At 42.6% G+C, this 13,380-nt stretch carries 14 protein-coding genes; 13 read left to right on the top strand and 1 reads right to left on the bottom strand.

Going from position 1 to position 13,380, the window contains the following annotated elements:
- Positions 1 to 62: 62 nt before the first annotated feature.
- Positions 63 to 2,180: an LTA synthase family protein gene (locus tag HT699_RS00450; RefSeq protein WP_172934018.1), complete on the bottom strand. Its 2,118-nt coding sequence runs from the start codon at positions 2,178 to 2,180 to the stop codon at positions 63 to 65.
- A gap of 149 nt (positions 2,181 to 2,329) precedes the next feature.
- Here HT699_RS00450 and HT699_RS00445 point away from each other — a divergent pair, with 149 nt between their 5' ends.
- From HT699_RS00445 to psr, 13 genes are all read left to right on the top strand, one after another.
- Positions 2,330 to 3,493, top strand: coding sequence for a class I SAM-dependent rRNA methyltransferase (locus HT699_RS00445; protein ID WP_172934008.1), 1,164 nt, complete (start codon positions 2,330 to 2,332; stop codon positions 3,491 to 3,493).
- Entirely contained in the window at positions 3,490 to 4,167 is a 678-nt protein-coding gene (aroD, locus tag HT699_RS00440; protein ID WP_000767767.1) for a type I 3-dehydroquinate dehydratase, read from the top strand. The genes HT699_RS00445 and aroD overlap by 4 nt, the downstream gene beginning before the upstream one ends.
- Complete coding sequence (locus HT699_RS00435) at positions 4,157 to 5,011, top strand: shikimate dehydrogenase (RefSeq protein ID WP_023932792.1); 855 nt, start codon at positions 4,157 to 4,159, stop codon at positions 5,009 to 5,011. Before aroD ends, HT699_RS00435 begins: the two co-directional genes overlap by 11 nt.
- 18 nt (positions 5,012 to 5,029) lie before the next feature.
- The gene (gene aroB / locus HT699_RS00430) at positions 5,030 to 6,097 is read left to right on the top strand and encodes a 3-dehydroquinate synthase (RefSeq protein ID WP_172926115.1); all 1,068 of its coding nucleotides are present in this window, start codon (positions 5,030 to 5,032) and stop codon (positions 6,095 to 6,097) included.
- Positions 6,098 to 6,106: 9 nt separating this feature from the next.
- Complete coding sequence (aroC, locus tag HT699_RS00425) at positions 6,107 to 7,273, top strand: chorismate synthase (RefSeq protein ID WP_172926114.1); 1,167 nt, start codon at positions 6,107 to 6,109, stop codon at positions 7,271 to 7,273.
- 9 nt (positions 7,274 to 7,282) lie between these two features.
- Entirely contained in the window at positions 7,283 to 8,386 is a 1,104-nt protein-coding gene (locus HT699_RS00420; RefSeq protein WP_172934007.1) for a prephenate dehydrogenase, read from the top strand.
- A gap of 10 nt (positions 8,387 to 8,396) precedes the next feature.
- Entirely contained in the window at positions 8,397 to 8,546 is a 150-nt protein-coding gene (locus tag HT699_RS00415) for a hypothetical protein (RefSeq protein WP_001124152.1), read from the top strand.
- Positions 8,547 to 8,702: 156 nt separating this feature from the next.
- On the top strand, positions 8,703 to 8,990 hold the full coding sequence (locus HT699_RS00410) for a hypothetical protein (RefSeq protein ID WP_000421417.1): 288 nt from the start codon (positions 8,703 to 8,705) through the stop codon (positions 8,988 to 8,990).
- A gap of 53 nt (positions 8,991 to 9,043) precedes the next feature.
- Positions 9,044 to 9,382 carry a YlbF/YmcA family competence regulator gene (locus HT699_RS00405; protein WP_000065969.1) on the top strand — a complete coding sequence of 113 codons (339 nt, stop codon included), beginning with the start codon at positions 9,044 to 9,046 and terminating at the stop codon, positions 9,380 to 9,382.
- 90 nt (positions 9,383 to 9,472) lie between these two features.
- A complete protein-coding gene (gene aroA / locus HT699_RS00400) occupies positions 9,473 to 10,756 on the top strand; it encodes a 3-phosphoshikimate 1-carboxyvinyltransferase (protein ID WP_172926112.1) in 1,284 nt (427 codons plus the stop codon).
- The gene (locus HT699_RS00395) at positions 10,749 to 11,225 is read left to right on the top strand and encodes a shikimate kinase (protein WP_172926111.1); all 477 of its coding nucleotides are present in this window, start codon (positions 10,749 to 10,751) and stop codon (positions 11,223 to 11,225) included. The genes aroA and HT699_RS00395 overlap by 8 nt, the downstream gene beginning before the upstream one ends.
- Positions 11,222 to 12,070: a prephenate dehydratase gene (gene pheA, locus HT699_RS00390; RefSeq protein WP_000686437.1), complete on the top strand. Its 849-nt coding sequence runs from the start codon at positions 11,222 to 11,224 to the stop codon at positions 12,068 to 12,070. Before HT699_RS00395 ends, pheA begins: the two co-directional genes overlap by 4 nt.
- Positions 12,067 to 13,341 carry a polyisoprenyl-teichoic acid--peptidoglycan teichoic acid transferase Psr gene (gene psr / locus HT699_RS00385; protein WP_000032344.1) on the top strand — a complete coding sequence of 425 codons (1,275 nt, stop codon included), beginning with the start codon at positions 12,067 to 12,069 and terminating at the stop codon, positions 13,339 to 13,341. Before pheA ends, psr begins: the two co-directional genes overlap by 4 nt.
- Positions 13,342 to 13,380 lie beyond the last annotated feature (39 nt).

Raw genomic sequence — 13,380 nt, 5'->3', positions numbered from 1 at the left:
TTGATTTTCGTTGAATTTTATTTTATAAAAAGAAATGCTCCTCCAAGACGGAAGAGCATTTTTTATTGTGATTTTGATTCGGTTTCTGCCGACTCTGGATGGAGTTCTTGGTAACTTGGTGCCTTGAAAAGGTCAGCACTGGTTTTACCTTGTCGTTGGCTAAAGAGACTGGTTGATTGACTACCTTTTTCCTGTTCAATCTTTTGCAGAATGGGCAAGGAATTGAGGTAAGAAATACTTTCAGTATCAACTTTTCCAAGATGATCTGCTTGGTAGAAACGTATCAAATCACCAGTTTGAATCTGGTCGCTGATTTTTAGCTGTTGGCTGGCTGCCTGCCGAACGCTTTCTAGTTCAGTTTGAGCTTGTTCATCAAGATTGCTGATTTCAAGACCGCTCTCAGTATAGTAGGTTCGTCCGTCGTAGCTGGTGTATTTTGGTGTGACGAAGGAATTGGCAGTTCGAAAGGCAACGATTTCTTGATGATCTGGAGACAGAAGGTCTTGGCCGACTTGAAGGAAGGAATTGGACTCAATACCAAGGAGGTGTTCGAGAGTCGGTAAGATATCGATTTGTCCACCGTAGGTATTGATGATTTGTCCTTTTTCATAGCCAGGCATGACCACCATAAAAGGCACCCGTTGCAACATGGCATTGTCGTAATTCGACCAGTTCTCAGAAGTCTTTCCAATCAAGGGTGCCAGCTCAGGATTGCGGGAGTTGGAAATACCATAATGGTCTCCGTAAATGACGATGATGGATTTTTCATAGAGGCCACTTTCTTTGAGATAGTCAAAGAAGGCCTTGATGGCACTATCCAGATAGTTAGCTGTTTGGAAGTAGCCGTTGATTGTTTCATCTTTGGTTTTAGCCAGTGGGAAACCAAGCTCATCGCCTGTCAGATTGCTAGCATAGGGATAGTGATTGGACACCGTGATATACTTGGCATAAAAAGGCTGCTGCAAGTGCTCCAGATATTGGATAGAATCTTTCATCATGATTTTATCATTTAAACCATATTGGAAAGAATTGTTACTGTCTTGCTTGGTGAAGTAGGATGCATCAAAGAAGTATTGATAGCCCCATTGTTTGTAGGTCGTATTTCGGTTCCAGAAGGTCCCAATATTACCGTGAAAGACAGCACTTGATTGATAGCCATTTTTTGTTAGGATAAAAGGCGCTGCCTGCTGGGTATTGGTACTTCCATAGTTGACCATAAAGGAACCTTGGTCAAGTCCAAACAAACCAGTCTCTAGCATGGTTTCCGCATCTGAGGTTTTACCAGCCTTGACTTGGTTAAAGATATTCGAAAAGGCTAGTGTAGATTGCGAATGGTAGAGGGAATTAAGGAAGGGAGTGACTTCATGCTCAGTTTCATCTAGGTTGAGTTTATAGTCAAGCAGGAACTGCTGGAAGCTCTCCAAGTGGAGATAAATCACATTTTTTCCTTTGGCCAAGCCAAAATAGTCTGGATTGGGCTTAGCCGAATGCTCTTGAATATAATCTGTAATAGGTTGCAGATCTGTCTCAGAGGCCTTGGCTCGTTCCTTGTTGGCGCTATAGGATTGGTTGGCACTATAGCCTAAAAAGGCTGGCAAACTAAGGGCGCGGACAACATAATAATTCGAAAATCCTCGCGATAGGAGATCGGGACGCTCAATTTCAGCCAAGAAAAGGTTAGCTGAAAAGAGCAGGGCCGAGAGAGCAGTGATGGCAACACTGGAGCGGAATTTGAAAGGTCTCCTATCCAGCTGGATGAATTTTTTATAGAAAAGGAAAGCCAGCAGTGGGAAATCCATAAAATAGATGAAATCCCAAAAGCGCAGTAACTCTAATTCTGCAGTACCAACAGACACCTTGCTGACCACCTTCATGGTATTAGCCGTGATAAAGTCACTAAATTCTCGATAGTAAAAGACATTAGAATAGAGCCAAATGAACAACAGGCTATAAATAGCTATACTCAGACCATAAAAGATTTTGGTTGACCGAGCATAGAGGGCTAGAGCCAGCAGGAGTAGCCCCAAGGGAAGGGGATTGAAAAAGGCGATAAAGGCAAGGTAATTTCCCTGCAACTTGCCCACTTGAATATCTAAATTAAAGTCAACGGCATAGGCTAATAAGGTTTTGAGCCAATAGAGGATTAAAAGGGTTAGGACAAAACCTAGTCTGGTACCCATGGCTTTTTGGATTTTGTTAAAATTGCTTTTCACATATTTACTTCCTAATTTTTTATTAGTATTAGTATACCATTTTTTAAAAGAAGAGTAAAAAAGCAAGGGTAGTTTCTTTTTTGAGAATTGTCTAAAAGTTTGATATAATGGTAGTTATGAATAGAATAAGAGTTAGCAAAAGGGTTGAAAAGAAGCTTGCTAAGGGGCTAGTTTTACTAGAAGCCAGTGATCTTGAGAATGTCAATCTTAAGGATCAGGAAGTAGAAGTGCAGGGTCAAGAAGGAACCTTTCTTGGGACTGCCTACCTTTCTCAGCAAAACAAGGGCTTGGGCTGGTTTGTTAGTAAGGACAAGGTGGCCTTCAATCAATCTTTCTTTGAAATGCTGTTTAGACAAGCCAAAGAAAAGAGAAGCGCCTACTATCAAGATGATTTGACAACTGCCTTTCGTCTCTTCAACCAAGAGGGAGATGGCTTTGGGGGTCTGACAGTGGACCTTTATGGCGACTATGCTGTCTTTTCTTGGTATAACTCTTATGTTTATCAGATTCGTCAGACCATCTCAGAAGCCTTTAGACAGGTTTTTCCTGAGGTTTTAGGGGCCTATGAGAAGATCCGCTTTAAGGGTTTGGACTATGAATCTACCCATGTTTATGGTCAAGAAGCACCTGACTTTTTCACTGTTTTGGAAAATGGTGTCTTGTATCAAGTCTTTATGAATGATGGCTTGATGACAGGGATTTTCCTAGACCAGCACGAGGTTCGTGGTAGCTTGGTGGATGGATTGGCTATGGGTAAATCCTTGCTCAATATGTTTTCTTATACAGCAGCTTTTTCAGTAGCTGCGGCCATGGGAGGAGCAAACCAGACAACTTCGGTTGATTTAGCCAAACGTTCACGAGAATTGTCTCAAGCGCATTTTCAGGCAAATGGAATCAGCACAGACGACCATCGTTTTGTGGTCATGGATGTCTTTGAATATTTCAAGTATGCCAAACGAAAAGGCTTGACCTACGATGTGATTGTCCTAGATCCGCCTAGCTTTGCTCGGAACAAAAAACAAACCTTCTCTGTGGCCAAGGATTATCACAAGTTGATTTCCCAGAGTCTTGAGATTTTAAATCCTGGAGGGATTATCATTGCCAGTACCAATGCTGCCAATGTTTCCCGTCAGAAATTTACAGAACAAATTGATAAAGGCTTTGCAGGAAGAAGTTACCAGATTTTAAATAAATACGGTCTTCCAGCAGACTTCGCCTATAATAAAAAAGATGAAAGTAGTAATTACCTCAAGGTGATTAGTATGAAGGTTAGTAAATGAAATTAATCGTTTCAGTAATGCCAAGAAGTTTAGAGGAGGCCCAGGCTCTGGATGCCACGAGGTACCTGGATGCCGACATCATTGAATGGCGTGCCGACTATCTGCCTAAAGAAGCGATTTTGCAGGTGGCTCCAGCTATTTTTGAAAAATTCGCAGGTCGTGAGTTGGTTTTCACGCTACGAACTCGCTCTGAAGGGGGAGAAATTGACCTTTCTTCAGAAGAATATATCCATTTAATCAAGGAAGTGGTGCAACTCTATCAACCAGACTATATTGATTTTGAGTACTATAGCTACAAGGATGTTTTTGAGGAAATGCTGGACTTCCCAAATCTCGTTTTGAGTTACCACAATTTCCAAGAAACACCTGAAAATATGATGGAAATCTTGTCAGAGTTGACGAGCCTAAATCCAAAACTTGTCAAGGTTGCGGTGATGGCTCATACGGAGCAGGATGTGCTAGACTTGATGAACTATACACGGGGCTTTAAAACTCTCAATCCTGAGCAGGAATATGTAACTATTTCTATGGGTAAGGTGGGCAAGGTTTCTCGTATCACTGCGGATGTGACTGGTTCGAGTTGGTCTTTTGCCAGTCTGGATGAGGCTAGTGCCCCTGGTCAGATTTCTCTAGCTAGCATGAAAAAAATCAGGGAGATTTTGGATGAAGCTTGATGGCTATACACGTTTAGCTGCAGTTGTTGCCAATCCTATTAAACATTCTATTTCTCCCTTCATCCACAATAGGGCCTTTGAGGCGACAGCTACCAATGGTGTTTATGTTGCTTGGGAGATTGAAGCGGGTGATTTGGCAGAAACAGTAGCCAATATTTGTCGCTACCAGATGTTTGGCATCAATCTGTCCATGCCCTATAAGGAGCAGGTGATTCCTTATTTGGACGGGCTGAGCGATGAGGTGCGCTTGATTGGTGCGGTCAATACGGTTGTCAATGAGAATGGGAATTTGATTGGATATAATACAGATGGCAAGGGATTCTTTAAGAGTTTGCCTTCTTTTACAATTACAGGTAAGAAGATGACCCTGCTGGGTGCAGGTGGTGCGGCCAAGTCCATTATAGCGCAAGCCATTTTGGATGGTGTCAGTCAGATTTCGGTCTTTGTTCGTTCCGTTTCTATGGAAAAAACAAGACCTCACCTAGACAAGTTACAGGAGCAGACAGGCTTTAAAGTGGACTTGTATGCTTTAGAAGATGTTTCGGAACTGCAAGCAAGGATTGCCGATTCGGGCTTACTGGTCAATGCGACTAGTGTGGGCATGGATGGTCAATCATCCCCAGTTCCAGAAAACATCAATCTGACAGAGACTCTCTTGGTCGCAGATATCATTTACCAACCCTTTGAAACGCCATTTTTGAAATGGGCTAGAAGTCAGGGCAATCCAGCAGTCAATGGTCTGGGAATGTTGCTCTATCAAGCTGCAGAAGCTTTTCAACTGTGGACAGGCAAGGAAATGCCGACAGAAGAGATTTGGCAGTCTTTAACAGAAAAATACCAATAAAGAAAGGGAGACTCTCCTATGAAAATCAGAATCGATATTCCTCATCATCCTTATGATATTCAGATTGAAAAAGGTTGTCTGGCTCAGGCTGGTCAATGGTTGCGAGAACTATGGCAACCACAAAAAGTGCTCATCGTAACAGACAACCATGTAGCTTCTCTTTATGCTGAGAAGGTCAAACTCAGCCTAGAAGATGCTGGTTTTCAGGTAGCTGTTTTTGACTTTTTAGAAGGGGAAGAAAGAAAGAATTTAACTACTGTTCAGAAAGTATATGAATTTCTAGTTAAGCAGGGGTTGACTCGTAGCGATGGAATCGTGGCTCTCGGCGGTGGTGTCGTTGGGGACATGGCTGGTTTTGTAGCCTCTACCTATATGCGGGGTATTCACTTTGTTCAGATTCCGACCAGTTTAACTGCCCAGGTGGATTCGTCTATCGGTGGAAAGACAGGCGTTAACACTCCATTTGCTAAGAATATGGTGGGTACCTTTGCCCAACCAGATGGGGTTCTGATTGACCCGTTTGTCCTTGAAACGCTTGGAAAAAGAGAGTTGATTGAAGGGATGGGGGAGGTCATCAAGTATGGCTTGATTGAGGATCCAGAACTGTGGGCTCTTTTGACGGAGCTGGATGGTTCTGTTGAGAGCATTCTGGAACATGCAGAGACCTTGATTGAACATTCTTGTCAGGTCAAGCGCAAGATGGTAGTTGAGGATGAGTTGGACAATGGTGTTCGCCTTTACCTCAATTTTGGCCACACCATTGGTCATGCCATTGAAGCAACGGCTGGGTATGGGAAAGTCATGCATGGTGAAGCTGTTGCCATGGGAATGGTGCAGATTTCCAAGGTGGCTGAGGAAAAAGGCCTTATGCCAGAAGGAATAACTCAGTCCATTACAGCTATGTGTCAGAAATTTGGCTTGCCTGTTGACTATGAAAACTGGGATGTTGACAAGCTTTATCAGGCTTTGACTCATGACAAGAAAGCGCGTGGCAACATCTTGAAATTGGTCTTGGTGCCAGAGCTTGGTTCAGCGACCATTCACCCAGTTTCTCTGGAAGAGATGAAAGACTACTTGGTAAAATAAGGAGAGTGTATGAGATATTTAACTGCAGGAGAATCACACGGACCCCGTCTGACAGCTATCATTGAGGGAATTCCAGCTGGGCTTCCTTTGACAGCTGAGGATATCAATGGCGACCTTAAACGCCGTCAGGGTGGCTACGGCCGCGGTGGTCGTATGAAAATTGAGAGCGACCAAGTTATCTTTACTTCGGGCGTTCGCCACGGGAAGACGACAGGGGCGCCTATTACCATGGATGTCGTCAATAAGGACCACCAGAAATGGCTGGACATCATGTCTGCAGAGGACATTGAAGACCGCCTTAAAAGCAAACGAAAAATCACCCATCCTCGTCCAGGTCATGCCGATTTAGTTGGGGGCATCAAGTACCGTTTTGATGATTTAAGAAATTCTTTGGAGCGTTCATCAGCTCGTGAAACCACCATGCGGGTAGCAGTGGGGGCAGTGGCCAAACGCCTCTTGGCTGAGCTGGGTATGGAGATTGCTAATCATGTCGTGGTTTTTGGTGGCAAGGAAATCGATGTTCCTGAGAATCTCACAGTTGCTGAGATTAAGGAAAGAGCTGCCCAGTCTGAAGTATCTATTGTCAACCAAGAACGGGAACAGGAAATCAAGGATTATATTGACCAAATCAAACGTGACGGTGATACCATCGGTGGGGTTGTGGAGACAGTCGTTGGAGGTGTTCCAGTTGGTCTTGGTTCCTATGTCCAATGGGACAGAAAATTGGATGCAAGATTGGCCCAAGCAATTGTTTCTATCAATGCTTTTAAAGGGGTGGAATTTGGTCTTGGATTTGAATCTGGTTATCGTAAAGGCAGCCAAGTCATGGATGAAATTCTCTGGTCTAAAGAAGACGGTTATACCCGCCGTACCAATAATCTAGGTGGCTTTGAAGGTGGTATGACTAATGGGCAACCCATCGTTGTTCGCGGCGTGATGAAGCCCATTCCTACTCTCTACAAACCACTTATGAGTGTGGATATCGAAACCCATGAACCCTACAAGGCAACAGTCGAAAGAAGTGATCCGACCGCTCTTCCAGCAGCAGGAGTGGTTATGGAAGCCGTTGTGGCAACGGTTCTGGCACAAGAAATCCTTGAAAAATTCTCATCAGACAATCTAGAGGAATTAAAAGAAGCGGTAGCCCAACACCGAGATTATACAAAGAACTATTAAGGAGTTCCTATGGCAAAAACAATCTATATCGCAGGTCTTGGTTTGATTGGTGCCTCTATGGCGCTTGGTATCAAACGCAATCATCCAGATTATGAAATTTTAGGGTATAATCGCAGTCAAGCTTCGAGAGATATTGCCTTGAAAGAAGGCATGATTGACCGTGCAACGGATGATTTTGCCAGTTTTGCTCCTCTGGCAGATGTCATTATCCTCAGCTTGCCAATCAAACAAACCATTGCTTTTATACAGGAGTTGGCAGGTTTGAACTTGAAAGAAGGGGTCATTATTTCAGATGCTGGTTCGACCAAGTCAGCTATTGTAGACGCAGCGGAGAACTATTTGGCTGGCAAGTCTGTTCGCTTTGTCGGGGCTCATCCCATGGCTGGTAGTCACAAGACAGGGGCTGCTTCTGCGGATGTCAATCTTTTTGAAAATGCCTATTATATCTTTACACCTTCGAGGCTGACAAGTCAGGACACGCTTGAGGAAATGAAGGATCTGCTTTCAGGTCTTCATGCCCGTTTTATCGAGATTGATGCCCAGGAGCATGATTGTGTGACTTCTCAGATTAGCCATTTCCCTCATATTCTGGCTTCTAGTCTCATGGAGCAGACTGCGGTCTATGCTCAAGAACATGAGATGGTAAGGCGCTTTGCGGCCGGTGGTTTTCGAGATATGACCCGAATTGCGGAAAGCGAGCCGGGTATGTGGACCTCTATTCTCTTGTCCAATCGTGAGACTATTCTAGACCGAATTGAGGATTTTAAGGAACGTTTGGAAGCGATTGGTCAGGCCATTAGTAAGGGGGATGAAGAGCAAATTTGGAACTTTTTTAACCAAGCGCGTGAACAACGCCAGACCATGGAAATCCATAAGCGTGGTGGTGTGGATAGCTCTTACGACCTCTATGTTGACGTTCCTGATGAAGAAGATGTCATCCTGCGGATTTTGGAACTGCTACGTGGAACTTCCTTGGTTAACATCCACATCAACGAGGAAAATCGTGAAGATATTCACGGAATCCTACAAATTTCATTTAAAAATGCTCAAGACTTGGAAAGAGCCGAGCATCTCATAACAGAAAATACCGACCACACAGTCGTCATCAAATAAGGAGAAAAATATGCCTAAAATAGAGCTTAAATTCATATTTGGTGTTATCTTTATTTCTTTTATCTTACTTAGAGCTTACGCTGTTAAAAAAGATGTGAAAACTACTTCAGAAGCCAGTGTTGAGACAAAAAATGAACCATCCAACAAGGAAATAAGTTAAGAGAAAACCAATTCAAAGTATGTAGACGATAGAATTATTAATGAGTTTATCAATAGCTATAATCAAAATTCTAATAGCCCATTAGAAAATATCAAAAAAGGAAATATAAAAATAAAATATAAAAGTAAATATTTCGCATCAAGCTACGGATACTACTTGGAGCTTTTACATGCAAATGATACTGATAAAATCAATGTAACAATAAATCAGACAAATGAAAATAGTGAATCTGGTGTTGCAGGAATGAAAGAAGTATTTCATGATATTGTTAAATCGATTGAATCATCCTTATCTGATGATGAGATAGAGAACTATTTTGATAATCTTATGTCAAATGAAATAAAAACAGGTTCTAATTTAGGAACTTTGAAGATAGAGTATATACCAGATAAGGAATTAAGCAATGGACATTCAAGAGGTCATATAAAAGTGATTGCACAATAATAAAGACCACAGAGTGACTAGTAATTTAAAAAGAAATGAATAAGGAGAAAATCATGTCAAATATTTACGATAGTGCAAACGAACTCAGTCGCGGTTTACGCGAATTACCAGAATACAAGGCTGTTAAAGCAGCTAAAGATGCGATTGCAGCAGATGCTGAGGCAAGTAAAATCTTTACAGAATATGTTGCCTTCCAAGAAGAAATTCAAAGACTAGCCCAGACAGGGCAAATGCCAGACGCATCCTTCCAAGCGAAAATGGAAGGCTTTGGTAAACAGATTCAAGGGAACAGCCTCTTGTCAGAATTCTTTACTAAGCAACAACAATTGGCCATTTACCTTTCTGACATTGAAAAAATTGTTTTCGAACCAGTTTCAGAATTGCTAAAATAAGAAAAGAACTATCCTAAAGTCAGAATTTTTAAGGAATTTCTGGCTTTTTATGATAAAATAGGTAAAAGTATTGCAAGTATGAGGTCCAGTATGAAACTAAAAACAAACATTCGCCACTTACATGGCAGTATCCGCGTTCCAGGTGACAAGTCTATCAGCCACCGTTCCATTATCTTTGGAAGTTTGGCTGAGGGTGAGACCAAGGTTTATGATATTCTGCGAGGTGAAGACGTTCTTTCGACCATGCAGGTTTTTCGTGACCTTGGTGTTGAAATTGAGGACAAAGATGGGGTTATTACCATTCAAGGTGTGGGTATGGAAGGCTTAAAAGCTCCGCAAAATGCCCTTGATATGGGAAATTCTGGTACCTCGATTCGCCTGATTTCAGGTGTCCTTGCAGGTGCAGATTTTGAAGTAGAAATGTTTGGAGACGACAGTCTTTCCAAACGTCCTATGGATCGTGTGACGATTCCTCTGAAAAAAATGGGCGTTAGCATTTCGGGACAAACTGAGCGAGACCTGCCTCCTCTTCACTTAAAAGGGACGAAAACCCTAAGACCTATTCAGTATGAGTTGCCAATTGCCTCTGCCCAAGTCAAGTCAGCCTTGATCTTTGCGGCCTTGCAGGCTCAGGGGGAGTCAGTGATTATCGAAAAAGAGTGCACCCGTAATCATACTGAAGATATGTTGCAACAATTTGGTGGCCATTTAAGTGTGGAGGGCAAGAAAATCACAGTCCAAGGGCCACAAAAATTGACAGGACAAAAGGTGGTTGTTCCAGGAGATATTTCCAGTGCAGCCTTTTGGTTGGTCGCAGGTTTGATTGTTCCAAACTCTCGTCTAGTGCTGCAGAATGTGGGGATCAACGAAACGCGTACTGGTATTATTGATGTCATTCGCGCCATGGGTGGAAAATTGGAAATGACTGAAATTGACCCAGTCGCTAAATCTGCTACCTTAACTGTTGAGTCTTCAGACCTCAAAGGAACAGAGATTGGCGGTGCCTTGATTCCACGCTTGATTGATGAATTGCCCATTATTGCTCTGCTAGCGACCCAAGCTCAAGGAGTAACAGTTATCAAGGATGCTGAGGAACTCAAGGTCAAGGAAACAGACCGTATTCAGGTGGTAGCAGACGCCTTAAATAGTATGGGAGCAGATATTACTCCTACGGCAGATGGGATGATTATCAAAGGAAAATCAGCCCTTCACGGTGCTAGAGTCAATACTTTTGGAGACCATCGTATCGGCATGATGACGGCTATCGCGGCCCTTTTGGTTGCAGATGGAGAGGTGGAGCTTGATCGTGCAGAAGCCATCAATACCAGCTATCCTAGCTTCTTTGATGATTTGGAGAGCTTGATTCATGGCTAAGGTATTACTAGGATTTATGGGGGCTGGCAAATCGACTATTGCAAGAGGCTTGGATCCTAATTACCTTGATATGGATGCTCTGATTGAGAAGCGTTTAGGTATGTCCATTGCGGAATTTTTCGCGGAAAAGGGCGAAGCGGCCTTTCGTCAGGTAGAGTCAGAAGTCCTAGCTAATTTACTACAAACAGACCAAGTCGTGTCAACTGGAGGAGGAGTGGTTATTTCTCAGAGAAATCGTGACTTACTCAAGACTAATACAGATAACATCTACCTGAAAGCAGATTTTGAAACCCTCTACCAACGTATCGCAGCTGATAAGGATAATCAGCGCCCGCTTTTTCTAAATAATAGCAAGGAAGAACTTGCAGCTATTTTCCAAGAAAGACAGGTTTGGTATGAGGAAGTGGCTAGTCGGATTTTGGATGTGACCAAGCTAAGTCCGGAGGAAATTATAGAGGAACTAAGATGAAAATTGCTTATCTAGGTCCCAAGGGATCATTTTCACACCATGTTGTGCAGACAGCTTTTCCTAATGAGGAATTGCAGGCTTTTGCCAACATTACAGATGTCATCAAGGCTTATGAGCAAGGATTAGTGGACTATTCTGTGGTGCCAGTTGAAAACTCTATTGAGGGTAGTGTTCATGAAACCTTGGACTATCTTTTTCATCAGGCTCACATCCAAGCAGTAGCAGAAATCGTTCAGCCTATTCATCAGCAGTTGATGGTGGTTCCAGGCCATACTAAGATTGAAAAGATTTTTTCACATCCACAGGCCTTGGCTCAAGGAAAGAAATTCATCGATGAACAATATCCAGAGGCTCAAATCGAGGTAACAGCTAGTACAGCTTATGCGGCCCGTTTTATTTCCGAACATCCAGACCAGCCCTTTGCAGCAGTTGCACCTAGAAGTTCTGCTGAAGAATATGGATTGGAACTGATTGCCGAGGATATTCAGGAAATGGAAGCCAATTTCACACGTTTCTGGGTTCTAGGAGCTGAAAAGCCTTCTATTCCCTTGCAAGCACAAACTGAAAAGATGAGTTTGGCCTTGACATTACCTGACAACCTTCCAGGTGCACTTTATAAGGCCCTGTCGACCTTTGCTTGGCGAGGAATTGACTTGACAAAAATTGAAAGTCGTCCACTCAAGACAGCACTGGGTGAATACTTTTTCATTATCGATGTGGATTATACCGATAAGGACTTGGTCCACTTTGCCCAAAAAGAATTAGAAGCGATTGGAATCCAGTATAAAATTCTGGGTGCCTATCCTATTTATCCAATATCAGACCATGGAAAGGAGAGAAGATGAGTAAAGAAAATCCCTTAAGTCATCATGAGCAGTTGCGTTATGATTATTTGCTAAAAAATATTCATTATCTCAATGAGAGAGAAAAAAATGAGTTTGCCTATTTGCAAGAAAAGCTAACTCTTGCTAGGGGAAATAGTAGCTCTAGCTTGGAACAAGAAAGAGAAGAGCAGGTTGACTTACCAAGCTATGCGAACCGGAGTCGCTCACAATCCAAATCACAAGCACTCTCTTTCCCTCCAAAAAAGAAAAGACGGAAGCTCCGTCTTAAACGAATTTTTATGGTGATTTTTTCACTTTTGGTCTGTGTGGCTTTGGCCATGGTATTCATGTTTTTGCGTGGTTACCAAGATGCTAGCGCAAAGAAAACTGCTGATGCTAAGGCAGCACAGGTTCAAGTCTTTAATGGTCAGGACACTAGAGATGGAGTTAATATTTTGATCATGGGGACAGACGGTCGAATCGGTCAAAATAGTGTTGAGACACGAACTGACTCTATTATGGTATTAAATGTCGGGGGCTCAGATAAGAAAATGAAGCTAGTCAGTTTCATGCGTGATAATTTGGTCTATATAGATGGTTATAGTCAAGTGATTAATGGTAGAAAACAGACAGATAACAAGTTAAACGTAGCCTACGAGTTAGGAGAACAAGAGGGGCAAAAAGGGGCAGAAATGGTTCGCCAAGTCTTGAAAGATAATTTTGACTTGGACATTAAGTACTACGCCTTGGTTGATTTCCAGGCCTTTGCCACAGCGATTGACACGCTTTTCCCTGATGGGGTGACGATTGATGCTCAATTTTCAACATTGAATGGGCGTCCCCTAACAGAAGCTACAGTCGGAGATGATTTATATGCTACCGAGACTGAGTCTCCAACCCAAACCATTAAAGTCGGAAAACAGCAGATGAATGGCTCGACCCTGCTCAATTATGCTCGTTTCCGTGATGATGATGAGGCGGATTACGGCCGTACAAAAAGACAGCAACAAGTTTTAACAGCAATTTTAGAGCAAATTAAAGATCCCACTAAACTTTTCACTGGTTCTGAAGCTCTTGGAAAGGTTTTTGCTATGACCTCAACCAACGTACCCTATACTTTCCTCCTAACAAACGGTTTATCTGTTTTGGATGGAGCAAAAAATGGTATTGAAAAATTGACGATTCCAGAACTGGGTGACTGGGTAGATGCCTATGATGTTTATGGAGGCTTGGGCTTGCTGGTTGATCAAAACAAATATCAAACCAAGCTCGCTCAAATGGGCTTGAGATAAGATAATACTCAATGAAAATTAAAGTGCAAACTAGGAAGC

The organism is Streptococcus sp. 1055 (assembly GCF_013276815.1).
Taxonomy (GTDB): domain Bacteria; phylum Bacillota; class Bacilli; order Lactobacillales; family Streptococcaceae; genus Streptococcus; species Streptococcus pseudopneumoniae.
This window is presented reverse-complemented; position numbering and strand designations above follow the sequence as displayed.

Excerpts from the sequence above, each read along its gene's own strand:
- HT699_RS00420 (WP_172934007.1), top strand. The coding sequence starts at position 7,283 with ATGGCAAAAACAATCTATATCGCAGGTCTTGGTTTGATTGGTGCCTCT.
- HT699_RS00435 (WP_023932792.1), top strand. The coding sequence starts at position 4,157 with ATGAAGCTTGATGGCTATACACGTTTAGCTGCAGTTGTTGCCAATCCT.
- HT699_RS00445 (WP_172934008.1), top strand. The coding sequence starts at position 2,330 with ATGAATAGAATAAGAGTTAGCAAAAGGGTTGAAAAGAAGCTTGCTAAG.
- HT699_RS00395 (WP_172926111.1), top strand. The coding sequence starts at position 10,749 with ATGGCTAAGGTATTACTAGGATTTATGGGGGCTGGCAAATCGACTATT.
- aroA (WP_172926112.1), top strand. The coding sequence starts at position 9,473 with ATGAAACTAAAAACAAACATTCGCCACTTACATGGCAGTATCCGCGTT.
- HT699_RS00405 (WP_000065969.1), top strand. The coding sequence starts at position 9,044 with ATGTCAAATATTTACGATAGTGCAAACGAACTCAGTCGCGGTTTACGC.
- aroC (WP_172926114.1), top strand. The coding sequence starts at position 6,107 with ATGAGATATTTAACTGCAGGAGAATCACACGGACCCCGTCTGACAGCT.
- HT699_RS00450 (WP_172934018.1), bottom strand. The coding sequence starts at position 2,180 with ATGGGTACCAGACTAGGTTTTGTCCTAACCCTTTTAATCCTCTATTGG.
- psr (WP_000032344.1), top strand. The coding sequence starts at position 12,067 with ATGAGTAAAGAAAATCCCTTAAGTCATCATGAGCAGTTGCGTTATGAT.
- HT699_RS00415 (WP_001124152.1), top strand. The coding sequence starts at position 8,397 with ATGCCTAAAATAGAGCTTAAATTCATATTTGGTGTTATCTTTATTTCT.
- aroD (WP_000767767.1), top strand. The coding sequence starts at position 3,490 with ATGAAATTAATCGTTTCAGTAATGCCAAGAAGTTTAGAGGAGGCCCAG.
- aroB (WP_172926115.1), top strand. The coding sequence starts at position 5,030 with ATGAAAATCAGAATCGATATTCCTCATCATCCTTATGATATTCAGATT.
- pheA (WP_000686437.1), top strand. The coding sequence starts at position 11,222 with ATGAAAATTGCTTATCTAGGTCCCAAGGGATCATTTTCACACCATGTT.